Annotated in this window: 21 protein-coding genes; 6 read left to right on the top strand and 15 right to left on the bottom strand. The window is 68.6% G+C overall.

What is annotated here, in order from left to right:
* Nucleotides 1–4: 4 nt before the first annotated feature.
* Both LCL61_RS23390 and LCL61_RS23385 read left to right on the top strand, forming a co-directional pair.
* Nucleotides 5–958, top strand: coding sequence for a PDR/VanB family oxidoreductase (locus LCL61_RS23390; protein ID WP_340681683.1), 954 nt, complete (start codon nt 5–7; stop codon nt 956–958).
* A gap of 90 nt (nt 959–1048) precedes the next feature.
* Nucleotides 1049–2278 (top strand): cytochrome P450, encoded by a 1230-nt coding sequence (locus LCL61_RS23385; protein WP_340681682.1) that lies wholly within the window; start codon nt 1049–1051, stop codon nt 2276–2278.
* Between the two features lie 7 nt (nt 2279–2285).
* On the opposite strand, the gene LCL61_RS23380 is transcribed toward LCL61_RS23385, so the two are convergent.
* On the bottom strand, nt 2286–3791 hold the full coding sequence (locus tag LCL61_RS23380) for an FAD-dependent oxidoreductase (protein WP_340681681.1): 1506 nt from the start codon (nt 3789–3791) through the stop codon (nt 2286–2288).
* Between the two features lies 1 nt (nt 3792).
* Nucleotides 3793–4710 (bottom strand): AurF N-oxygenase family protein, encoded by a 918-nt coding sequence (locus LCL61_RS23375; RefSeq protein ID WP_125676900.1) that lies wholly within the window; start codon nt 4708–4710, stop codon nt 3793–3795.
* 121 nt (nt 4711–4831) lie between these two features.
* Between LCL61_RS23375 and LCL61_RS23370 the strand changes: the two genes are divergently transcribed.
* The gene (locus LCL61_RS23370) at nt 4832–5701 is read left to right on the top strand and encodes an alpha/beta fold hydrolase (protein WP_340681680.1); all 870 of its coding nucleotides are present in this window, start codon (nt 4832–4834) and stop codon (nt 5699–5701) included.
* Here LCL61_RS23370 and LCL61_RS23365 read toward each other — a convergent pair.
* Complete coding sequence (locus LCL61_RS23365) at nt 5685–6011, bottom strand: putative quinol monooxygenase (RefSeq protein WP_340681679.1); 327 nt, start codon at nt 6009–6011, stop codon at nt 5685–5687. The genes LCL61_RS23370 and LCL61_RS23365 overlap by 17 nt on opposite strands.
* A gap of 73 nt (nt 6012–6084) precedes the next feature.
* Between LCL61_RS23365 and LCL61_RS23360 the strand changes: the two genes are divergently transcribed.
* Both LCL61_RS23360 and LCL61_RS23355 read left to right on the top strand, forming a co-directional pair.
* Entirely contained in the window at nt 6085–7284 is a 1200-nt protein-coding gene (locus tag LCL61_RS23360; protein WP_340681678.1) for a sensor histidine kinase, read from the top strand.
* Nucleotides 7272–7916, top strand: a complete 645-nt coding sequence (locus tag LCL61_RS23355; RefSeq protein ID WP_340681677.1) for a response regulator transcription factor — start codon at nt 7272–7274, stop codon at nt 7914–7916. Before LCL61_RS23360 ends, LCL61_RS23355 begins: the two co-directional genes overlap by 13 nt.
* Before the next feature lie 381 nt (nt 7917–8297).
* Here LCL61_RS23355 and LCL61_RS23350 read toward each other — a convergent pair whose 3' ends face one another.
* Nucleotides 8298–8777 carry a VOC family protein gene (locus tag LCL61_RS23350; RefSeq protein ID WP_340681676.1) on the bottom strand — a complete coding sequence of 160 codons (480 nt, stop codon included), beginning with the start codon at nt 8775–8777 and terminating at the stop codon, nt 8298–8300.
* Nucleotides 8778–8818: 41 nt separating this feature from the next.
* Here LCL61_RS23350 and LCL61_RS23345 point away from each other — a divergent pair, with 41 nt between their 5' ends.
* The gene (locus LCL61_RS23345; protein ID WP_340681675.1) at nt 8819–9013 is read left to right on the top strand and encodes a hypothetical protein; all 195 of its coding nucleotides are present in this window, start codon (nt 8819–8821) and stop codon (nt 9011–9013) included.
* Here the strand turns inward: LCL61_RS23345 and LCL61_RS23340 are convergent.
* From LCL61_RS23340 to LCL61_RS23290, 11 genes are all read right to left on the bottom strand, one after another.
* Nucleotides 8982–9896: a serine hydrolase gene (locus LCL61_RS23340; protein WP_340681674.1), complete on the bottom strand. Its 915-nt coding sequence runs from the start codon at nt 9894–9896 to the stop codon at nt 8982–8984. The two genes, LCL61_RS23345 and LCL61_RS23340, sit on opposite strands and share 32 nt — an antisense overlap.
* 60 nt (nt 9897–9956) lie before the next feature.
* Complete coding sequence (locus tag LCL61_RS23335; RefSeq protein WP_340681673.1) at nt 9957–11225, bottom strand: MFS transporter; 1269 nt, start codon at nt 11223–11225, stop codon at nt 9957–9959.
* A gap of 141 nt (nt 11226–11366) precedes the next feature.
* Nucleotides 11367–13037 (bottom strand): PucR family transcriptional regulator, encoded by a 1671-nt coding sequence (locus LCL61_RS23330; RefSeq protein ID WP_340681672.1) that lies wholly within the window; start codon nt 13035–13037, stop codon nt 11367–11369.
* 76 nt (nt 13038–13113) lie between these two features.
* On the bottom strand, nt 13114–14220 hold the full coding sequence (gene menC / locus LCL61_RS23325) for an o-succinylbenzoate synthase (protein WP_340681671.1): 1107 nt from the start codon (nt 14218–14220) through the stop codon (nt 13114–13116).
* Entirely contained in the window at nt 14217–15101 is an 885-nt protein-coding gene (locus tag LCL61_RS23320; RefSeq protein WP_340681670.1) for a GNAT family N-acetyltransferase, read from the bottom strand. The genes menC and LCL61_RS23320 overlap by 4 nt, the downstream gene beginning before the upstream one ends.
* 31 nt (nt 15102–15132) lie before the next feature.
* On the bottom strand, nt 15133–16275 hold the full coding sequence (locus tag LCL61_RS23315) for a M20 family metallopeptidase (RefSeq protein WP_340681669.1): 1143 nt from the start codon (nt 16273–16275) through the stop codon (nt 15133–15135).
* On the bottom strand, nt 16272–17747 hold the full coding sequence (locus LCL61_RS23310) for an amidohydrolase family protein (RefSeq protein ID WP_340681668.1): 1476 nt from the start codon (nt 17745–17747) through the stop codon (nt 16272–16274). The genes LCL61_RS23315 and LCL61_RS23310 overlap by 4 nt, the downstream gene beginning before the upstream one ends.
* Before the next feature lie 270 nt (nt 17748–18017).
* On the bottom strand, nt 18018–19358 hold the full coding sequence (locus LCL61_RS23305) for a GH1 family beta-glucosidase (RefSeq protein WP_340681667.1): 1341 nt from the start codon (nt 19356–19358) through the stop codon (nt 18018–18020).
* 32 nt (nt 19359–19390) lie between these two features.
* Complete coding sequence (locus LCL61_RS23300) at nt 19391–20230, bottom strand: carbohydrate ABC transporter permease (RefSeq protein WP_340681666.1); 840 nt, start codon at nt 20228–20230, stop codon at nt 19391–19393.
* Nucleotides 20223–21179, bottom strand: a complete 957-nt coding sequence (locus LCL61_RS23295) for a sugar ABC transporter permease (protein WP_340681665.1) — start codon at nt 21177–21179, stop codon at nt 20223–20225. Before LCL61_RS23295 ends, LCL61_RS23300 begins: the two co-directional genes overlap by 8 nt.
* On the bottom strand, nt 21179–22489 hold the full coding sequence (locus LCL61_RS23290; RefSeq protein WP_340681664.1) for a sugar ABC transporter substrate-binding protein: 1311 nt from the start codon (nt 22487–22489) through the stop codon (nt 21179–21181). The genes LCL61_RS23295 and LCL61_RS23290 overlap by 1 nt, the downstream gene beginning before the upstream one ends.

Below are 22489 nucleotides of genomic sequence, written 5' to 3'. Positions count from 1 at the left end.
CCAGATGACGAACGTCCTCTTCCGCGTCGTCGAAATCACCGACGAGACACCGGAAATTCGTACCCTGCGGCTGGTCCGGCAGGACGACGAGCCGCTGCGCGTCCGTTACCGGGCGGGGGCGCACGTCGACGTCGTCGGCCCGACGGGGGTGCTGCGGCAGTATTCGCTGTGCGGCGCCCCGGACGACCCGCGTTCGATCCTGATCGCCGTCAAACGGGAGCCGAATTCGCGGGGCGGATCCGCGGCGATGCACCAGGTTTCGGTCGGCGATCACCTGAAGATCAGCGAGCCGCGCAATCTGCTGAAGGTCGCCGAGGACGCCGACCGGCACGTCCTCGTGGCCGGCGGTATCGGTATCACTCCGCTGCTGTCGATGGCCTACGAGCTCTACACCTCGGGCAGTGAATTCGAGCTCCACTATTTCGCCCGCTCTCGCGAAACCGCGGCGTTCGTGCAACTGCTGGAAGAAGGGGTGGAGTTCGCCGACCGGGTGCGGCCGCGTTTCGGCGTGCCCCGTGCCGACCAGCCCGCTGTCCTGCGGACGATCGCCGAAGACCTGACGCCGTCGGCCCACGTCTACACCTGTGGCCCGGACGGCTTCACGCGGCAGGTCGGCGACGTGCTCGGCCCGGTCGTCGGCGCGGACCACGTGCACGTCGAGCATTTCGAAGCCGCCGAGGTGGATACGTCGGCCGACCGCCCGCTCACCGTCGAACTCGACACTGGCGAGGAGTTCGAGGTGCCTGCCGGGAGATCGATCCTGGCAGTCCTCGAGGACAACGGCATCGAAGTGTTCAAGTCCTGCGAGGAAGGCATTTGCGGCTCGTGCGTGTCCGGCGTGCTGGAAGGAACCCCGGACCATCGGGACAACTGCCTGACCGCCGCCGATCGCGAAGGCCAGATGGCGCTCTGCGTCTCACGAGCGCTCACCGACAGGCTCGTCATCGAGCTGTACTGAGCGTCGCCAGCCCCGAATGGCGAATAGCCGGGCGACCGCTCCGCTGGCAGGCTGGATCCGGTCCGCTCCGCCGAGAAAGGGTGATCCCCGGTGACGCGTCCCCTGGTACTGGACCCGCACGGCAACGACATCCACGCCGAGAACGAGCGCTTGCGCGAGCGTGGCCCGATCACCCGGGTGGAGTTACCCGGCGGTGTGGTGGCGTGGTCGGTCACGGGTTACGAACTCCTGCGCGACCTGCTCAGCGACCCGCGCGTGTCCAAAGACGCGCGTCAGCACTGGCCCGCGCTGGCCGACGTCAGCGCGGACTGGCCGTTGCTGGTGTGGGTCTCGGTGCGGAACATGTTCACCGCGTACGGCGCCGACCACAAAAGGCTGCGCTCCCTCGTGACGCAGGCTTTCACGGCACGCCGGATCGCGACGCTGGAACCCTGGATCACCCGGATCGTCGACGGCCTGCTGACCGGACTCGAAGCCCTGCCCGAGGGTGAACCTGTTGACCTGCGGGAGAATTTCGCCTATCCGGTGCCCATCGAAGTCATCTGCCACCTCTTCGGCGTACCGGACTCCGCGCGCGCCGGACTGCGCCACTCCGTCGACGTCTTCTTCCGGACCTCGGCGAGCCAGGAGGCCATGCTGGCCGCCTACCAGGACATCCACTCGATCTTCACCGAACTCGTCGCCGAGAAGCGGACGAACCCCGGCGAGGACCTCACCACCGCCCTCCTCGCCGCGCACACCCAGGACGACGGCGCCCGGCTGGACGAAACGGAACTCCTCGACACCCTGATCCTGTTCATTTCGGCGGGCCACGAAACCACCGTCAATCTCCTCGACCAGACCATCACCGCCCTGCTGACCCATCCCGGCCAACTCGCCATGCTCCGCGACGGCCGGGTCTCGTGGGCCGACGCGATCGAGGAAACGCTGCGCTGGCAAGCACCCGTGGCCAACCTGCCGTTGCGCTACGCCGTCGAGGACATCTCCGTCGCCGACGTCGTCATTCGGAAAGGCGACGCGATTCTGGCGGGTTACGCGGCCGCCGGACGCGACCCGGCGGTGCACGGGCACGACGCCGACGCGTTCGACGTCACCCGCGCCGACAAAGCGCATGTCGCGTTCGGCTACGGCGCGCATTACTGCATCGGCGCTCCACTGGCCCGGTTGGAGGCCGCGATCGCCCTTCCGGCCTTGTTCGCACGCTTCCCGGACATGACCCTCGCGACCACCCCCGACGCGATGCGGCACCTCGACTCGTTCATTTCCAACGGGCATCGCGTACTGCCGGTCTTGCTGAACCGGCGGACGCCGGCCTCGTAGCCTGGGGTCAACGCCGCCGGAACCGCGCCGCCAGCGCGGCCACCGGCGACCGCCGCGCCCGTACCGGCAGCCTGCCGGACGTGATGTCCTCCAGCAGCGTCGCCACGGTCTCCCGCGCACAAGTCCGGTTCGCGCCGATTCCGCCCGAGGGGCCGCGTTTGATCCAGCCGACCACGTAGGCGCCGCTGAGTCCGTCGACGCGGCCGGCGGTGTTCGGGATCGTGCCGCGGGCGTCGTCGAACGGAAGACCCGGCACCGGCACACCTCGATAGCCGACAGCGCGCACGACCTGGCCCGCCGCGATTTCGACCGGCTCGTCCCGGCCCGTGACGCGAAGGCCCCGCACCTGCGTGTCGCCGATGATCGCGGTGGGTGCGGAGTGGAAGCGCAGGACGATCCGGCGTCCGTCCGAGGTCGGCGGCGCCGTCCAGTCGACGGTCTCGCGGCCGAGTTCACGCAGCAGCGCCGCTTTGCCGTTGCCGGCGTCGATCGCGGCCGTGGTGCGCGGGTCCGCGTCGTCGACGACGAGCGGCACGCCGGCGCGCCCCGCCAGCGCGAGCAGCTCCGGCGAGGTGTAGGCCGCGTCCTCGGGCCCGCGCCGGGCGAGCAGCACGACTTCCCGGATCTTGCTGGTACGCAAGCGTTCCAGCGCGTGCGGGGCGATCGTGGTCCTGGCGAGGTCGTCGGGGTCGGCGGTCAGGATCCGGGCGACGTCGAGCGCGACGTTGCCGGTGCCGACCAGCACGACTCGTTCCGCGGACAGGTCCACCGCGTTCGCCGGCACGTCCGGATGACCGTTGTACCAGGCGACGACGGTGGTCGCGGCGATGCTGCCGGGCAGTTCCTCGCCATCGAGGCCGAGACCGCGCGCGGAAGAGGCACCGACCGCGTAGACGACCGCGTCGTGGCGCTCGGCCAGCTCGTCCACGGACACATCGCGGCCGACCTCGGTGCCCAGGCGCATCCGCAGCCGCGGGTGCTCGTGAAGGCGCGAGAACGTCTCGCCGATCCGCTTCGTGGCGGGATGGTCCGGAGCGACGCCGTAACGGACGAGCCCGCCCGCGACCGGCAGCCGGTCGATCAGGGTGACCCGCGCGTTGGTGTGGAGGAGCAGGTCCTCCACGGCGTACATACCGGCCGGGCCGGTGCCGACGACGGCGATGTCGGGTGGCGCGAAATCGCTGGGGATGGCCCGGTCGAACGTCGGCGGGGCCCACTGGTGGAAGTTCGGCGCGGGATCCGCCGAGGGGACGGCTTCACGGTCGGCGTAGAAGGCCGCGTTGATTCCCGCGTAGACCTTCAGCGATCCGGTCAGCAGATCCGCCGGGAAGATCGCGTCCACCGGGCAGGCGTCCGCGCAGGCCCCGCAGTCGATGCACGAGGCCGGATCGACGTAGAGCATCTCGGTGGTGCCGAAGTCGGGCTCGTCCGGCGTCGGGTGGATGCAGTTGACCGGGCAGACCGACACGCAGGTGGCGTCGTTGCAGCAGGTCTGGGTGATCGCGAAGGCCATGTCAGATCAGGTTCGCCCGCTTGTAGAACACCAGCGCGGGGCGGGTGAGCAGACCGCAGGAGCCGAGGAACTCCATCAGGCCGGCACAGCTCGACCGCATCATCGCCTTGTGGTGCTCATTGGCCTTCGCCTCACGCAAGGCGCGCTTGGTGTCGAGCCCCGCGTTCTTGTAGACGTCGCGGTTGATCATGCTGCTGACGATGAAGTACGACGCGATGGCGATGACCAGCGCGTTGATCCGGCGGCGCACGAAACCCGCGCCCTCCAGCTGCTCCCGTGTCTCCTCACGGGCGAACTTCATGTGGCGGGACTCTTCGACCACATGGATGTTGTTGATGGTGCGCACGAACGGGACCACGCGCTCGTCGCGCATCCAGTCACGCTGCATCACGTCGAGGACCTCTTCGGCGACGAGAATGGCCGCGTACGCCGCTTCGCCGGTGGCCGTCGCCTTGAAGATCCGGCCGAGTTCGACGGCGAGCTTGCGCGGACGGTACGGCGGCGCGCCGAGCTTCTCCGCGCCGCGGGCGAACATGATCGAGTGACGGCATTCGTCGGCGATCTCGGTGAGCGCCCACTGGAACGCCGGGTCGGTCGGGTCCTTGGCGTAGAAGTCGCGGAGCACCATCTGCTGCAGGATCATCTCGAACCAGATGCCGGTGCTCGCCACCGAAGCGGCTTCCTGGCGCGTGAGCTCCTTCTGCTGCTCCGTGCTCATCTCGGCCCAGTAGCTCGTGCCGTAGAGAGTGCTCCACTCCGGGCTGGCGCCGTGGAAGTCCTTGTCCAGCGGCGTCTCCCAGTCCACCTCGGTGGCGGGGTCGTAGGACAGCATCGCGGACGAATCGAGGAGCCGCTGCGCGGTCTCGTGGCGGCCTGCCCCGGCCGTTGCCGCGGTGCGTGGCACATCGGTGCTGGTCATACGGACCTCCCTGACGACGTCGACAGAGTGTGCGGCTACCTGTTACCGCGATTCACTGTTACTCAAGGTAACATATAGCCGAGTGGCCCCGCCAGACCACCGAAGAATGGGAGATCCGCCCATGACCGCCCCCCCCCCCCGCCGTATCGACTCCTTCGACCACGACGGACTCACCTTCGACGTACGCGACACCGGACCGCTCGACGGCCCGGTCGTCGTCCTGCTGCACGGCTTCCCGCAGACCGGCGCCTCCTGGACGGAAACCGCCACCCTGCTCCACCAGCGGGGATACCGCACGATCGTGCCCGACCAGCGCGGCTACTCACCCCGCGCGCGCCCACGCGGCCGCTTCGCTTACCGGTCGAGCCGTCTCGTGGCCGACACGGTCGCGCTCATCGACGCCGTCGGAGCCGGGCCGGTGCACCTGGCCGGGCACGACTGGGGCGCCGTCGTCGCCTGGTCGACGGCGGCGCGACGGCCGGATCTGATCCGGTCGCTGACCACCGTGTCGGTCCCCCACGCCGGAGCGTTCCTTCGCGCGATGCTCACCAGCGACCAGCTCGTCCGGTCGTACTACATGTTCCTGTTCCAGCTCCCCTGGCTGCCCGAATTCGCCATCCGGCGCCGGCCACGCGTGCTGGAACGCACGCTGGCGGGCACCGGGATGACACCGGCGCAGATCGACCAGGTCCGGCGGGACATCGTGCTCGGCGGAGCCCTCACCGGCGGACTGAACTGGTACCGCGCGATGCCGCTGCACCACCCGGCGGCCCTGCGTGCCCACGTCACCGTGCCGACCACGCACGTATGGAGCGACGGCGACACGGCCCTGTCCCGGCGCAGTGCCGAACTCGCCGGCCAGTACGTCGACGCCGGCTATCGGCTCGAAATCCTGACCGGCGTCAGCCACTGGGTGCCCGAAGAAGCCGCGGCGACGCTGGCCGCCATCATCGACCGCACCGCCACGGAGGCGGCTAGTCGACCGGCGTGACCTCGGCCATCTCCGACCAGGCGTCGCCGTCGAGGTTCTGGTAGTTGATCCGGGGCTTCTCCGCGACGACGGTCGACATGAACGGGAAGAAGTCCTGGGCGTGCTGGGTCGCGACGTGCGCGTCACCGGCGGCGCTGTCGGCGAAAACCTCGACGAGGACGAATTCGTTCTCGTCACCGGCGTTCTGGTAGTAGTCGAACGAGATGTTGCCGGGTTCGTCACGCACCTGCCGCGTGTACCGGTCGATACCCGCCAGCCACTCGCTTCGCTTCTCGGGACGGATCCGTGCTTTGAGGACGATCAAGATCATGCCCCGAGTATCGCAAAGGATCTCACACGCCACGGGCTGAGAGCCGCGAGCGGCGGGATGGGAGACTGTCCGGGTGATCACCCGGCTCCGGTCCTGTTGGTCCGCGATCCGGTACCTGGCGGTCGGCGCGGCCTCCTCGATGGTCGCCTGGTTCGTCCTCGTCGGCATGCTGTTCGTGCTGATGATGTGCCCGTTCGGCGTCGGGATCCCGGCGTTGCCCGTCGCGCTCCAGCTGATCCGCCGTCCGGTCAACTTCGAACGACGGCGGGCCGCCCGCCTGCTGGGCGAGCCGATCCCCGAGCCGTACCGGTCCGGGAACCCGGTGACCGACCCGGCGTCACGACGGGACCTCGGCTGGCTCGTCTTCCACGGCGCCACCGGTTTCGTCATCGGCATCTTCGCCATCGCCCTGCCGCTCGGCGGACTCCGGCAGATCGTCACCGCGTTCATCTGGCCGACGGTGCCCGGCGGGGCGGAAAGCTCGCTCGGGTTCATGGTCACGTCGTGGCCCCTGGCGGCACTCAGCGCGATCACCGGGGTCGGCATGGTCGCGCTGATCTTCCTGTTCCCCCGTGTGGCTCGATGGCAGGCCACCGTCGCGCGCAGGCTGCTCGCGCCGGCGGCCGGAGTCGTGCTGACCGACCGCGTCGTCGAACTGGCCGCGTCGCGTGCCGCCGCGCTGGAGGCGCACGGCGCCGAACTCCGTCGTCTCGAACGGGACCTGCACGACGGGACGCAGGCGAGGATCGCCGCGGTGGTCCTGCAGCTGGGCATCGCCGATTCGCTTTTCGACAAGGACCCGCGACGCGCCCGGGAGTTGCTCGGCAAGGCACAGGACACCGCGACCGGCGCGCTGGCCGAACTCCGGACCGTCGTGCGCAGCATCCACCCGCCGTTGCTGACCGACCGCGGCCTCGACGGCGCCGTCACCGCGCTGGCCGATCGCTGCCCGGTCCCATGCACCGTGGACGTGCGCAGCAGCAGCCGCCGTCCCGCGGCCGTCGAAGCGGCCGCCTACTTCGTGGTCGCCGAGATGCTGGCCAACATCACCAAACATTCCGGTGCCGAACACGCCTGGATCACCCTCGACGGTACCGCAGACACCCTGCTCATCGAGATCCGCGACGACGGCCACGGCGGCGCCGACGAAGCGGCGGGCAGCGGTCTGTCCGGGATCCGCAAACGGGCCGAGGCGTTCGACGGGACCTTGAAACTGTCCAGCCCCGCCGGTGGGCCGACCGTACTGAAAGTGGAGTTGCCATGCGGGTCGTGATCGTCGAGGACGACGCGCTGCTGCGCGAAGGCCTGGTGATGCTGCTGAACACCTCGGGCATCGACGTCGCCGCGGCGGTGGACGACGTGGACGAGTTCCTCGAACTGGTCACCGAGGACCGGCCCGACGCGGTCATCACCGACGTCCGGCTGCCGCCGACCCACACGGACGAAGGGCTCCGCGCCGCCGTCAAAGCGCGGAAGATGTATCCCGGATTGCCCGTGCTGGTGCTGTCCGCGCACGTCGAAACCGGCTACGCGGCGGAACTCCTCGCCGACGGCAAGGGCGCCGTCGGGTATCTGCTCAAGGAGCGGGTCGGGAAGGTCGAGAAGTTCCTCGACGCGCTGGACCGGGTCGTCAAGGGCGGGACGGCCATGGACCCCGAGGTCATCACCCAGCTGATGGCGCACCGCCGGGCGAGCGACCCGCTCGAAGGGCTGACCGCGCGGGAGCGCGAGGTGCTCGGGCTGATGGCGGAGGGCTACAACAACACGACCATCGCCGAACTGCTCGTGGTGAGCGACGGCGCGGTGCACAAGCACATCCGGAACATCTTCGCGAAACTCGGGTTGCCGGAGGACAGCGGGCACCGGCGAGTCCTGGCGGTGCTGGCCTACCTGGGCGCCTCGTGAGTGGTAGGGCCGGCCATTGAGCGGTAAGGCAAACGTGGCGGGTTGTGGACGCCTGCCACGCGGGCCTTTCGCTGACTTCACGGCAAGTTCCTCGACCGGCTCGAGCCTCCGGCGTCCACATAGGTCACAGCCCGGCAGTGCACGCCTAGTTCATGCCCATATGTCCGGTTTCGCAATGAGTCGTGGGTGGCAGAGAGGGTTAGAACGACCATTGCCACTCACAACCTCCACGCGAAACTGCGCAAGTGCTCGAATCAGGCGCCGGAAACTGATTCTCCGTCCCTTGTGGACACTCATGCCCGAGCCGGATCCTCGTGGCGATAAGTCCGCGGCCGACCCGCCACGTATGCCTGACCTTTCAAAGAGAACCGCCCTTACCACTCACGAGCCTCCGAGCTCTTCCGCCAGTCCGACGACGATGCCCTCGGGACCGCGGACGTAGCAGAGCAGATAGCTGTTCTCGTACCGCTCCAGCCCACCCACGAGTTCCGCGCCGTGGGCACGCGAGCGGGCGATGACGTCTTCGATGTCGTCGACCGCGAACCTGACACGGCGGATGCCCAGCGTGTTCGCCGGCGCGTCCTTGGGTTCGGGGCCGATGGCCTTCGGCCGGTGGAACTTCGCCGGCTCGATCCCTCCGGGACCGTCCGGGATCCGCAGCATGGCGACGTCCTGGCGGACGTCTTCGAGCCCGATGACCCGTTCAGCCCCCGGCCAATGGAGTGGTCCCTTGCCCTCCAGCTCCATTCCGAGTTCGACGAAGAAGGCGATGACCGCGTCGAGATCTTCGACGACGATGAGGACGTTGCGCTCGGTGCGGTCGCGAAGGTAGCGCCAGCACCACCTCGCGACGGGGGCCACTCCCCTGGTCGCCCGCCCTGCCGAACCCTAGCGTCTTCTTCATGAACGACACCGAAAAGTCCGGCGGCGCACTGGTCACCGCTTCCCTCTGGCTCGTCCTCCTCGTCAGCGCGGCCACCAACGCGATCGGCCAGTTCGCGGGGCTGGACTGGACCCTCCGCATGATCGCCGGCGCCGTCGCGGTCGTATGCATCGTGCTGCTGATCATTCGCCACCTGGCTCGGCGCAAAGCCTGAGCCATTCCACGGCCCGCGCCGCGGCGAACCCGATGAACGCGTCACGCTCCGGCACGCGTGACCGTGCGTCGACGGCGTCGGTGAAAACTCCGACCGCGTAACGGCCGCCATCGGGATACTCGACCACGCCGACCTCGTTGCGCACCGACGGAAGAGTCCCGGTCTTGCCGCTGACGCGGATCCCGTCGTCCGGGAACCCGGACCGGAGCCGGTGCGGCCACACCTGGAGTTCCATCCAGCGCCGGACGTCCGCGCACGCGGACGGCGACGCGGCCTCGTCACGCCAGATCATCCCGAGCAACCGGGTGATCTCTTCGGCTGTCGTGGCGCAAGTGTGTTCCGGCTGGAGCGCGCGCAACGACGCGATGCGCTCCATCGGGAGTTCGGTCAGCAGTCTTTCGTCGTCCTCGTAGGAGATCCCGAGGTCCTCGCCGATACTGCCGAGCACCTCCCCGCAGTCCTGCGACACGGTGGTGTGCTCGAAACCGAGGCCACACAAGGTTTTCTCCGTCGATTCCTGCCCGACGCGGTCGAGGATCAGGTCAGTGGCGACGTTGTCGCTGATCCCGATCATCAGGATCGCGAGGTCGTACCAGGACATCGCGATCTCGTGCCGGAAGGTGGCGAGGCCGTACGGGCTCGGCGTCGGGTGTCCAGGTGGGACGCTGACCCGCTCGCCGAGGTCGAGGCCGCCCTCGGCGCCCTGCTTCGCCAGTTCCAGCGCGATCGGGACCTTGAAGACCGACGCCGTGACGACAGGAGCGTGCTCGTCGACGCCGATCCGCCGGGTGCCGTCGATTTCGGCCGCGTGCAACCGGACCCGGACGCCGGCCTCCTTCGCTCGTTCGGTGATCGTTTCGATGACTTCGGACGCTGTGCGCATGGGACTCCTGTCTGCTTGAGGCTCGTGAGTGGTAAGGACGGTTAGAACCGTCATTGCCATTCACGAGCCGGTGCTGGTTTTCGCCGGGGAGAACGAGAACTGCGCCGGGTTCTGCGGCACCCAGAACGCCATCACGGCGGTGAGGAAGGTGGTGCCGATGAGGAAACCGAACGCGGCGCTGTAGGAGAAGGTGTCGGCGAGCCACCCCATCGCCACCGGGGCGACGGCACCCGCCACCTGGCCGCCGAAGTTCATCACTCCCATGCCGATCCCGGTGACCGCGGTGGGGAGCACCCGCAGCGGAAGGCCGAAGACCGCCATCGTCGCCATACCGAAGACAGCGAGGGCGAGCGTCTCGTAGAGCGTGAACTCCGCCGTGCTGTCCGCGTTCACCATCAACGTCAGCAGCACCACGGTCACCAGCGCGATCGAACCGAGGTACCAGCGGCCGTGATCGTGGAAGTACCGGTCGAACAGCCAGCCGCCGAGAATGGTCGTGCCGATGCTGACCAGCATCGGGATCGCGGCCAGAATCCCGGTCTGGCTCAGCGACAGCCCCCTCGACTCCAGCAGGTAGCTGGGCACCCACGTGATCATCCCGTAGTTGAGCATGTTGGTGACGCAGAACAGCAGGGTGAACTTCCAGATCACCGGGGACTTCAGCACCTGTTTCCGGGATACCTCGGGGGTTTTCACCACGTCGCGCGGAAGGCTGCTCAGCCTTTCGGGCAGTGCCTTGGGCAGGATCGTCCACACGGCAACACCGATGAGCGCGCCGATCCCAGCCATCCAGAAGAACGTGTGCCGCCAGCCGACCGCCATCAGCAGCGGGCCGACGATCAGCGGCGCCAGGCCGGCGCCGATGCCGCCCGCGGACAGCATCACGCCGGTCACCGTCGCGCGATTGCCGGGGGTGGTCCGTTCGGCGATCGCCTTGAACGAGGCCGCCGGAAAAAGTCCTTGGCACACACCGAAAAGACCGCGGACGACGAGCAGCATGCCGAAGGTGCCCGCCATCCCGGTCATCGCGGTGAACGCCGACCAGAGCAGCAGCGTCACCAGCATCGGCCCCCGCGAGCCGTACCGGTCGGCGAGGAAGCCCGCCGGAATCTGGCAGACCATGTACACCAGCGCGAACACGGTGACGAGCCAGCCCTGTTCGGTCTTGCTGAGCTCGAATTCGGCGCCGATCATCGGCAACGCCATCCCGATCGAGAACCGGTCGATGTAGTCGACCGCCCACGCGAACACCATCACCACCATCGTGATGAGCGCGGTCCTGTTGATCCGCCGTGCTGTCCAGGTGTCCTCATTGACCACTGCCGTCATGGCGCCTCCGCGGGATCTTCGGAAGAGAAGGGAGAACGGCGCGAGCGTGGCGCCGGTCACTCATTCTGAAACGCGGTGGCCGAGCGGAGTTCGTGCGATCACACGAACATCGGCCGTCGTTTCGGGCCGGAAGACCGAAGGTCAGTCTTCAGTGCCGGGCGGCCCGGTCCGCGCGTCGCGGGGCAGCAGCCGCAATTGCAGCATCGCGGCGAACCGCTCCCCCGCGTCGTCGAGGTCGATCTCGCCGACTTCGGCGAGGCGCCGCAGCCGGTAGCGGAAGGTGTTCGGATGGACGTAGGCCGACGCGGACGCGGCTCCGATGTCACCGAAAGCGTCGAGCCAGCACCGAAGGGTGTGCACCAGTTGTGATTGGTGCTGAGCGTCGTAGGCCAGCAACCGCGCGACCGGTCCCGTCGCGACGTCTCCCCTGGCCGCGGCGAGGTCGGCCAGCTCCAGCATGAGCGCGTCGACGTGAACGTCTTCGGCGGTCGCGACGCGTTTGGCGCCGCCGTTGGTGAGCAGCACGCGCAACGCCCGGTCAGCACCGTCGCGGGAGGCGTGCAGACCGGACGCGTCGAGCGCGAGCGGCCCGATGCCGATCGCGGCCGCCGCCCGGCGTCCCGTGCGCTCCAGGAAGGTCGACGCGACCCGAACCGAACGCTCCTGGCAGTCGGCCTGGCCGCCGGGCATCGGGAGGATGCCGTACGCGACGTCGCCGACCAGCGCGACGGCCGAACGAGGCTGGACGGCGCTCAGGTGCATGGCCAGCGCGTCGGCCACCCGCTGGCGGTCCGCGACCAGCCGGAGGTCGTCCTCGGGGTCCGGTGTGCCGAGCAGTCCCATGGCGAGCACGATCGACGGCTGGCCGAGCAACCCGAGCCGGGCGATGGCCTCCGGTGCGCCGGACCCTCCTTCGAGTGCCGTGCTCACCAGATCCGCGCGCAGCCGCCGCTCGACGTCGGCGCCCGCGCGTAACCGGAGCAGGTGCAACGCGACGAGTTTGGCGGCGTCGATCAACGCCTGCGTGCGCTCCCCGCTGAGCGGTTCCCGGACCGCGGCCCAGATCGATCCGAGTACCTCGTCGCCGGCGCGGACGGCGAGCGCCACGCGAGGCAGCGCGATGGCACTGTCGTCGTACCGCTGCGGATCGACGTACACGGGCGCCTGGTCTCGGTACAGCTTCTCGAAGACGCCGTCCTGTTCGAGGCCGCGGGCGAACCGCTCCGGAACCTGCCTGCCGAGGATCGTTTCCACCCGGGACGGGTCCGCTTCGTCCTGGCGTCCGGAGAACGCGAGGATCCGGTTGTTGCGATCCTCGATGGTCACCGGCGCGTCGATGAGCGCGGCGATCGCGTTGGCCAGCGCGAACAGATCACCCGAAGGCATTCCACCGAGGGTCTGCGGCGAGACCTCGCCGACGTCCTCTTCGGCGAGCAACGTCCTGAGCATGGCGGCGAGCTGCGCCCAGGACGCGCCTCGCGCGAGCCCCAGCAGGGCGACCCCGGAAGACTCCGCGGCTCGCCGGAGTTCCGGCGCCGGGGTGACGGGAGACCGGACGACGAGCGCCGCCGCGCCTCTCGCACCCACGTCGTGCAAGAGGCGGACGACCTCGTCCTGGTCCCGCACCCCGACGCCGAGCACGACGGCACCGCCAGGGATGTCGGATTCGTCGTGCGGATCGTGGATGACCACCCCGCCGAGCTGCTTGCGGGTGGTCCGGCCGACCGCGACCGGCTCCAGGAGCACGTCCCCGAGGTCTTCGAGGACGCGTCCCAAGCTCGTATGCGGCTTGCTGGGCACCGGTGTCAGCACCCCCCGAAGTTAAACCCGGCGTCGCCGAACCGACCGGTTCGATCCGACCAAATCTAACCCCGGAATTCGTAGAACGCTACGAACCGATCCACGCTTTCTCCGTGGTCACCTCGTCCAGCAGCCCGGGAATCGGAGTCACGCCGAGACCCGGTCCGGCCGGCACCGGCAGATGCCCGGCGTTGAGCACGAACGGCTCGGTGATGTCGGTGCGGTAGAACCGGCCGGACGCCGAGGTGTCGCCCGGCAGCGTGAAACCGGGCAGCGAGGCCAGCGCGACGTTGGCCGCCCGGCCGAGCCCGGTCTCGATCATCCCGCCGCACCACACCGCGACCCCGTGCGCCGCGCAGACGTCGTGCACCCGGCGGGCTTCGAGGTAACCGCCGACCCGGCCCGGTTTGATGTTGACGATCTGGCAGGCGCCGAGCTTGATCGCGTCCGCGGCGGCCTTGGCCGAGACGATCGACTCATCGAGGCAGATCGGCGTCCGGATGCGTTTCGCCAGTTCGGCATGGCCGAGCACGTCCTCTTCTTCGAGCGGCTGCTCGATCAGCAGCAGGCCGAACGGGTCGAGCCGGGCCAGCAAGGGCGCGTCGTCCAGCGTGTACGCGGTGTTCGCGTCGACCTGCAGCAGCACGTCGTCACCGAAGCGCTCACGGACTCGGCGGACCGGCTCGACGTCCCAGCCGGGTTCGATCTTCAGCTTGATCCGGACGTAGCCCTCGTCGAGGTAACCACCGACGACGTCGAGCAGGTGCGGGATCGAGTCCATGATCCCGACCGAGACGCCGCAGGCCACGGAGTCGCGAGTGGACCCCAGCTCGGCCGCGAAGGACCGGTCGTGCGCGCGGAGTTCGGCGTCGAGGACCGCCATCTCCAGCGCGCCCTTCGCCATCCGTTGCCCCTTGAACTTCGCCAGCAACGGCGTCACCTTGTGCGCGGTCACGTCCTCGGCCGCCAGCAGGGCGGGGATCAGATGGTTCCGCAGCACGTGCTCGGCGGCGTCGTTGTACTCCGACGAGTAGAGCGGCGCCTCCATCGCGACGCATTCGCCCCAGCCCTCGCCCGCCGGGGTCACCGCGCGGACGAGCAGCAGTTCTCGTTCGGACTGTGTACCGAACGACGTCCGGAACGGGGCCACTAGCGGCATCCGGACCCGGCGAAGTTCCACACCGCTGAGTTTCACGACTGCTCCTTGGAGATCACGTACCAGCCGGCACGATCGAAACCGGCGACGTGGGCGTTGTCCGCCATCAGTCCGCCGAGGACTTCGCGCAGGGCGACGCGCCACGCGCTGCCGCGACCGGGATCGGTGCGGCGCAACCGTTCGATGTCGGGCGGGACCGCGACGAGCACGGTCGGCGTGTCCGAGGATCCGATGCTCGGACCGCCGTCGGGACCGACCGAGAGCGCCCTCGCCGCGCCCAGCGCTTCCGCGTCGATGAGGACCGGTTCGCCGAAGGCGGCGGCGCGGACCTCCGGGCTCCGGAGATCCCAGCCGACCATCAGCCGGTCGGTGTCGCCCGAACCGTTGATGTCGTCCTCCATCGGACCGTAGAAGTCGGGCAGGTAACCGATCGGGCGCGCGCCGAGTTTCCCCAGGTTGAAATAGGCGTTGCGCCGCACCAGCGGGTCGAACGTCCAGGTGATCACCGAGACGTCCTGGTGCAGTGCCCATCCGCGCTGGTGCAGTTTGAGCGCGTGCCCGATCCCGCGGCCCGCACCCGCCTTGGCGACACCGGCGATATGGCTGTGCAGGCTCGCCTTTCCGGGGCTTCCGAAGAATCCGAAACAGGCGCCCAGCAGTTCACCGTTCCCGAACGCGCCCGCGACGTAGTTCCCGGCCGTGGACATCGCGCGGAGCAATTCCGTGCTCACCGGCCTGCCGCCCGGCGCGGACCGCCAGATCGACTCGAACAGGCCGACCACGGCGGCCAGCTCGGCGATTTCGGTCAGTTCGCGGATTTCGACGCCCGAAGCCACGGCCGAGGCCCGCGCGGCGGCGACAGCCTCGTCGCGTACCGCCACCGACGCCGGGCTTTCCGCGTTCGCAGCAAGATTTGTCACGGGGCAATCCTTTCCCGGCACCTCGGCCGAGTCACCGTCGTGCCGTACCAGATTCGCCCGCGGGATTCGTCGCACCGGACGGACCCCGCTTCGCGAGTACGGTTTCCACGAGCGCGGTCAGCAAAGCGGTACGGCGCGGCAGTTCCGCGACGATGACGTGTTCGTGATCGGCGTGCGCCCCGCCGCCGACGGCGCCCAGGCCGTCGAGCGTGGGAACGCCCATCCCGGCGGTGTAGTTGCCGTCCGAGGCACCACCGACCGACGCGGAATTCAGTTCTCCGAGGCCGAGTTCCTCCGCCAGTTCGCGGGCAAGGGCGAACAGTCCCGCCGACGAGCCTTCTTCGAGCGGCGGCCGGTTGATCCCGCCGGTCACCCGGACCTCGGCGCCGTCCAGGACCGGACGGAGTTCCCGGATGGCCCGGTCGACACGGAGTTGTTCGGCCTCGTTCCAGACACGGACGTCCACGGCCACAAGCGCGGCGGCCGGAACGGTGTTGACCGTCGTACCGGCCGAAACGACCGTGGGTGTCACGCTGGTCCCGGCACCGGGATCGGCGAGCGCGGCCACCGCGAGGATCTGGTGGGAGATCTCGATTGCCGCGTTGACCCCCTTTTCCGGTTCGAGCCCGGCGTGCGCGGCACGGCCGGTCACCTCCACCCGGTAATGGGAAACGCCTTTGCGGCGGCACTTCAGCGCACCGCCGTCGGCCGAAGCCTCCAGCACGAACGCGGCGTCGCACCCCGCCGCGGTCTCCTCGATCAGCGCACGAGAGGACGGCGAGCCGATCTCCTCGTCACCGGTGACCAGAATGGACAGTCCGTCGCGGTCGGGCACGGTCGCGGCGGCGTGCAACGCCATCACGACCCCCGCCTTCATGTCGAAGCAACCGGGTCCGCGCAACACTCCGTCCCGCACGGAGAACGGATGGGTCTCCAGTGAACCGTGCGGCCATACCGTGTCGTGGTGACCGAGCAGCAGGACACGAGGCGGTCCGGCGCCGAAACTCCAGCGGAGATGGGTGACGCCGTCGACGACGATCTTCTCCGGATCCACGCCGAGCAGTCTCCGGCCGACTCCGGCCACCACTTCGGCACTGCGGGACACCGCTTCGTGATCCGACGACGGCGACTCGCAGCGCACGAGCGTCTCGATGTCGGCGAGCAGGTCGCTCATCGCGGCTCACCCCGCAGCGGCCTGCCGGGGAAGGCGTCCGTGCGCAGATTCCCGTCGGTGACGACCGGGACCCCCGAGACGAACAGGTGCCGGACACCGACGGAGGGCCGCGTCGAGTCGAAGTACGTCGCCGCGTCGGTGATCGCGTGCGGGTCGATCACGACGATGTCGGCGTCGGCGCCGACATTGAGCCGTCCCTTGGCCAGCGCCCCGGGGGCGACCTCGTCGAGCACCCGCGCCGGCAGGTAGGAGCAGCGCCGGAACGCCTCCAGCCAGGTCCAGGCCTTGCTCTCACGCACCATCAGGCGCAACGTCTTGGCGTAGGTCCCGGCCGTGCGCGGATGGGTCGCGCCGCCGGGCGGCAGCGGCCATTCGGTGCTCTCACTCGTGCCGTTCTTCCAGTACACGGGCAGCGCGTCGCTCGCGACGATGGCATCGGGGAACGCAAGCGCCTGGCGCAGCAGTCCGAGGTCGTGCGGGCTGCTTTCGTCGAGGAACTCCAGGATGCAGGGCGCGCCGGGATCCTCGGCGCGCACCTGGAGCAGGCGGCCTTCATCGGCGATGCGCTCCCCCGACTCCAGCATGATCACGCTGGACGGGGACAGCCCCTTCATCTTCAGGCGCTCGGGCGAAAGGAAGGCGGCGCCGATCCCCGTGCTGCCCGCCCCGTACGGATAGGCCTCGACGGTCACCCGCGACCCGGCCGCGCGTCCCGCTTCGAGCGCCGCGAGCACCCGCTCGATCTGATGGCCGGACGTGCTGTTCACGTGACAGTGGTGCATCGCGGCACCGGTCTCGGCCGCGACGATCGCGATCTCGGCCGAACCGTCGATCGGTGTCTCCGGGTTCACCTCGACCAGTTCACGGACATGGGTGTACGTCGGCGCGCCGGCCTCCTGCGCCAGCCGGGCCAGCGCGAGGAACTCGCCGGGGTCGGTGTCGGGCGCGTAGCCGAGCAGCACGCCGACACCGAGCGCGCCCGCGGCCAGCTCACCGTCCACAAGGGACAGCCAGGCCGCCAGTTCCTTCGGTGACGAAGACCGTTGCCAGGCCGGGTTCCCGAGCACCGCCAGCCCGCTGTCGATATTCGCGTCCGGCTCGATCCCGGCGAGCACCTGCGCCCGCGCGGCACCCCAGGAGGCGGAAAAGCCGTAGTGCAGCGGACGGCCCGCGGCGGCCGCCTCGGCGTAGGCCCGCTCGATCGGCATCAACCCGGCCTCGAGGTCGAGCGCGGTCGTCACGCCGTCCATCGCCTGCAGCCGCTGGCCCGCGATGGTGTGCACGTGGCTGTGCAAGTCGATGAAGCCCGGCCCGACGACGAGCCCGGAGACGTCGATCTCCACGTCGCCCGGCTCCGCGGTCAATCCCTCCCCGACGGCGGTGACCACGCCGTCGGATACCAGCACGTCGGCCGTGCCGTCGAACCCCGTCGCCGGATCGATGACACGACCGCCGCGCAAAATTGTCCGCATGCTTCGCCTCCTAGGATCGCCTCGTTCATGGCGACCCTAGGAGGTTTCGGCGGGCGTCCGTTCGTACCGCGCGACGAATCCGGACCCCTCGGTCCATCCGTCCGCACGAACCGCTCGTGGGTGGTAAGGACGGTTAGAACCGTCCTTACCACCCATGAGACCCGACCGGCTTCTCACGTGACGTCCGTCCAATCACGCGTGTCGTCCGTCCAATCACGTGCATCGGCAGCAGGTGGCCAAGACATCCTTGGCCCTAGCCGTCCTTACCACTCACGAGCGGTGCCGGTGCGCCGCGATGATCTCCGCGTACCGGTGCCCGCTCGCCTTGACCGTGCGGACCTGCGTGTCGTAATCGACCCGCACGAGCCCGAACCGCTTGCTCAGCCCGCTGTCCCATTCGAAGTTGTCGAGCAGCGACCACGCGAAGTAGCCCTTCACCGGTGCGCCCGCTTCGGCGGCGCCCGCCACCGCGCCCAGATGTTCTTCCAGGTAGGCGATGCGGTCGGCGTCATGGACCGATCCGTCTTCGGCGACCTTGTCGTCGAAGGCCGCCCCGCTCTCGGTGACGTAGATGGCACGGGCACCGTACTCGTCGGTGAGCCGGTGGATCAGGTCCGCCAGCCCCTGCCCGTGGATCTCCCAGCCCATCGCGGTGGTGGCCGCACCCTCGACCGGCACCTGCCGGGCGCGCGGGGCGGGACCATTCGGATCGTCCTCGACGATCTGCCGGAAGTAGTAGTTCAGGCCGTGGTAGCCGACCGGGGCCGAGATCACCTCGAGATCGTTCCCCGCCACGGGTGGTTCGACGCCGTAGACCTCGATCATGTCCGCGGGATAGCCGCGGCCGTTCGACGGGTCGAGCCACCAGCGGTTGACGTGTCCGTCCATCCGCGCCGCCGCCTCGACGTCCGCGGCGGAATCCGACGCCGGCTCGATCCCGCTGAGATTGACCACCAGGCCGATGTTCGCGGGCTGCGCGGCGTTCGCGGTGATCGCTTGGACCCCGAGGCCGTGCGCGAGCAGGAGATGGTGCGAGGCGTGGATCGCTTGCTTGAGATCCTTGATCCCGGGGGCGAAACGCCCTTCGAGGTAGCCGAGCCAAGCCGAGCACAGCGGTTCGTTGACCGTGTTCCAGTCCTTCACCCGGTCACCCAGCCGAGCCGCCACGACGGCGGCGTAGTCGGCGTAGGCATAGGCCGTGTCGCGTTCGGGCCAGCCGCCCTTCGCCTGCAGGGCGGACGGCAGATCCCAATGGAACAACGTGGCGAACGGCCGGATCCCGGCGTCGAGCAACGCGTCGACCAGCCGGTCGTAGAAGTCGAGCCCGGACGGGTTGACCGCGCCGCGGCCGGTCGGGATCACTCGCGGCCACGCGACCGAGAAGCGGTAGGCGCCCAGGCCCAGTCGCTTCATGATGGCGAGATCCTCCGGCCAGCGCCGGTAGTGATCGCACGCGACGTCGGCGGTGTCGCCGTTCAGGACGGCACCCGGGACCCGGACGAAATCGTCCCAGATGGACGGGAGGCGGCCGTCGGCGTCGACGGCGCCTTCGACCTGGTACGCGGCGGTGGCCGCACCCCACAGGAAATCGGCGGGCAGGTGCAGATTCAAGGCGGACCTCTCTGTACGGAGCGACGGGCTGGTCATTTCACGGCACCGGCGGTGAGCCCGGCGACGAGATAACGCTGGAGCAGCAGGAATCCGGCGACTACCGGGACGGAGACGATCAGGGACGCGGCCATGACCTGGTTCCAGTACACCTGGACCTGGGTCGAGTACTCCTGGAGACCGACCGCGAGGGTCCGCGTGCCCGAATCGGTCATCACCGACGCGAACAGGACCTCGCCCCAGGCCGTCATGAACGAGTAGATCCCCACCGCGACGATGCCCGGCATCGCCGCGGGGATGACGACGCGGATCAGCGCGCCGAGCGGCCCGGTGCCGTCGACCATCGCGGCCTCGTCGAGTTCCCTGGGGATCGAGTCGATGTAGCCGGCGAGCATCCAGATGGCGAACGGCAGCGAGAAGGTCAGGTAGGTGATGATCAGCCCGAGCCGGGAACCGTACAGGACGATGCCGGTGGTGTTGCCGATGTTGACGAAGATGAGGAACAGCGGCAGCAGGAACAGGATGCCGGGGAACATCTGGGTGGACAGCACGGTCATCTTGAAGAAGTTCTTGCCGCGGAAACGGAACCGGCTCAGGGCGTACGCCGCGAAGATCGCGATCACCACCGAGAGGATCGCGGCCGAGCCTGAGATGACCAGGCTGTTCACGAAGTATTCGGCGAGCGGGATGGTCTCCCAGATGTCGAAGAACGGCTGGATGGTCAGCGTCGTCGGCACCCATTCCCAGGTACCTTGCACGTCCCCGAGCGGCTTCAGCGACGACGAAACCATCGCGTACAGCGGCACCAGCGTGAACAAGGTGAGGAAGCCGAGGACGAATCGGCGGGCCCACGGGACCCAGCGAGGCTCAGACAACGGCGTTCCTCCTTCGCGCGCTCAGTCCCAAGTAGACGGTGCTGACGATGAGCAGGAACAGCAGCAACAGCACCGACATCGCCGAGCCGAGGCCGAAGTTCCAGGTCACGAAGGAGCTCTGGTAGATGTGGATCGAGATCAGTGACGCCTCCTTCGGCGCGGACGCTCCGAAAAGGACATAAGGCGTGTTGAAGTCGTTGAAGGTCCACAGGAACAGCACCAGCAGCAGGACCTGGTTGACCGGCCGCAGCATCGGCTGGGTGATGGCCCGGAACTGCCGCCACCAGCCCGCGCCGTCGATGGCCGCCGCTTCGTACAGTTCGCCGGGGATGTTCTGCAGCCCGGCCATCACGATCAGGAACGCGAACGGCCAGTTCCGCCAGACCGAGACCACCACGAGCGACCAGAAGCTGTTGTCCCCGATGAGCCAGAAGGAGTCGGTGCCGAGCAGGTCGTTCACCAGGCCGGTGTCCTTCTGGAACATGAACGACCAGGTGATCACGGCGGCGTACATCGGCAGCGCGTACGGCACCAGGAACAGGGTCCGGAGCAGGCCGCGTCCGCGGAAGTTCTTCTGCATCAGCACGGCGGCCGACGTTCCGAACAGCCAGCAGAACCCGACGGAGAGAACGGTGTACAGGACGGTGATCCAGAACGAGCCGAGCAGCGACTTCCCCGCCGCGGCGTCGAAGTCGAGGACGAACTTGTAGTTGTCCAGCCCGGCCGCCGGAGCGGACGAGAAGTCACGGATGTAGAACTGCGTCAGCTTGAAGAAGCTCATCACGAGCCCGGCGATCATCGGGATCAGGTGGACGAGCAGTTCGAGCAGGATCGCGGGCAGCAGGAGCAGATACGGCAGCGCGGCCCGGCGCCGGTCACGCCGGACACCTCGGGGCCGGGGAGCCCCGGCCGTCTTCACGGCCGGGGCATCGTCGAGAGCGGTCGGCATCAACTACCGGCCGCGATCTGCTGGTCCGCCTGGTTCAGCTGGTCACGGATCTTGGCTCCGTCGACCGGCTCGCCCGCGGCGACGTCGGCGAACATCGCCTTCATCGCGGTACCGATCAGGGTCTCGAACTGCGATTCCTGCGGGACCTGGGGCATCGGCTCGGCCGAGTTCGCGAGCACGTTCTGGAAGACCCTGACGTCTTCGGTCTGGAACGCCGTGTCGCTGTAGGCGTCCTGGACGGTCGGCAGCGAACCGTAGGTCTTGTTGAGCAGCGCCTGTTCCGGCGCCGAGACCATGAACTTCACGAAGTCCAGTGCGGCGTCGGGGTTCTTGGTGTTCTTGAAGACCGCCATGTTGATGCCCGCGACGAAACTGGTCACCTTCCGGCCGTTCGGCGGCGCGGTGGCGGGCAGCGGGATCGGCGCGACGCCGAGGTTCGCCATGTCCATCCCGATGTTCTTGAACGACCCCGCGGAGGCCTGGTTCATGAACATCGCGGCTTTGCCGTCCGACAGATCTTTGAGGGATTTCGCGGTGTCGGCGTACTCGGCGTTGGCCGGGTTGACGATCTTGTCCTTCTGCATCAGATCGACGAACTGCTGGACGGCCGCGACCGACGGATCCGAGGCCAGCTGCGGTTTGCCCTCGGGAGTGAAGAACTGCGCACCGTGCTGGGCGCCGAGGATCGCCGCGTGGTGACTGTTCTCGGTGATCTGACCCGCCTGGAGCGAGAGCCCCCATTGGCCCTTGTCGGGTTTGGTGAGCTTCTTGCCGTCTTCGACGAGTTCCTCCCAGGTGGCGGGCGGCTTGGTGATACCGGCCTCCGAGAAGAGTTTTTTGTTGTAGTACAGGCCGTACGCCTGGCCGTAGAGCGGTACGCCGACCGGCGGCTGCCCGCTCGCCCCGGTGGCCGCCAGCGATGGGCCGAGGAAGCGGGACTTGCCGCCGACCTTCTCCAGCGCGGCGTCGTCGAACGGCAGGAACGCACCCGTCGCCTGCAACGAGGCCGACCAGGTGTTGCCGATGTTGAGCACGTCCGGCCCCTTGCCGGAGGTGGTGGCCGCGAGGATCCGGTTGAGCAGATCCGTCCACGGGACGACCTCGAGCTTGACCTTGATCCCGGAGGCCTTCTCGAACTTGTCGAGCTCGGGCTGTAGTACGGCTTTGTCGTTGTCGAGACTGGTGCCCTGATTGGACGCCCAGTACACGAGCTCCTTGGGAGCACTGGACGACGTGCCGCCGCCGCACGCCGTCGTGGCGGCGGCCGCCAGCGCCAGGACGAGCGCGGGAGCGATCTTTCCGATTCGCAT

This window comes from Amycolatopsis coloradensis (assembly GCF_037997115.1).
Lineage (GTDB): Bacteria > Actinomycetota > Actinomycetes > Mycobacteriales > Pseudonocardiaceae > Amycolatopsis > Amycolatopsis coloradensis_A.
The sequence above is the reverse complement of the archived record's forward strand: the minus strand, read 5'-3'. Positions and strand labels throughout refer to the sequence as shown.

Coding starts and splice junctions, on each gene's coding strand:
- LCL61_RS23355 (WP_340681677.1), top strand. CDS start 7,272: ATGCGGGTCGTGATCGTCGAGGACGACGCGCTGCTGCGCGAAGGCCTG.
- LCL61_RS23315 (WP_340681669.1), bottom strand. CDS start 16,275: ATGAGCGACCTGCTCGCCGACATCGAGACGCTCGTGCGCTGCGAGTCG.
- LCL61_RS23290 (WP_340681664.1), bottom strand. CDS start 22,489: ATGCGAATCGGAAAGATCGCTCCCGCGCTCGTCCTGGCGCTGGCGGCC.
- LCL61_RS23375 (WP_125676900.1), bottom strand. CDS start 4,710: ATGACCAGCACCGATGTGCCACGCACCGCGGCAACGGCCGGGGCAGGC.
- LCL61_RS23345 (WP_340681675.1), top strand. CDS start 8,819: ATGAACGACACCGAAAAGTCCGGCGGCGCACTGGTCACCGCTTCCCTC.
- LCL61_RS23310 (WP_340681668.1), bottom strand. CDS start 17,747: ATGCGGACAATTTTGCGCGGCGGTCGTGTCATCGATCCGGCGACGGGG.
- LCL61_RS23295 (WP_340681665.1), bottom strand. CDS start 21,179: ATGCCGACCGCTCTCGACGATGCCCCGGCCGTGAAGACGGCCGGGGCT.
- LCL61_RS23340 (WP_340681674.1), bottom strand. CDS start 9,896: ATGCGCACAGCGTCCGAAGTCATCGAAACGATCACCGAACGAGCGAAG.
- LCL61_RS23380 (WP_340681681.1), bottom strand. CDS start 3,791: ATGGCCTTCGCGATCACCCAGACCTGCTGCAACGACGCCACCTGCGTG.
- LCL61_RS23370 (WP_340681680.1), top strand. CDS start 4,832: ATGACCGCCCCCCCCCCCCGCCGTATCGACTCCTTCGACCACGACGGA.
- LCL61_RS23365 (WP_340681679.1), bottom strand. CDS start 6,011: ATGATCTTGATCGTCCTCAAAGCACGGATCCGTCCCGAGAAGCGAAGC.
- LCL61_RS23335 (WP_340681673.1), bottom strand. CDS start 11,225: ATGACGGCAGTGGTCAATGAGGACACCTGGACAGCACGGCGGATCAAC.
- LCL61_RS23390 (WP_340681683.1), top strand. CDS start 5: ATGACGAACGTCCTCTTCCGCGTCGTCGAAATCACCGACGAGACACCG.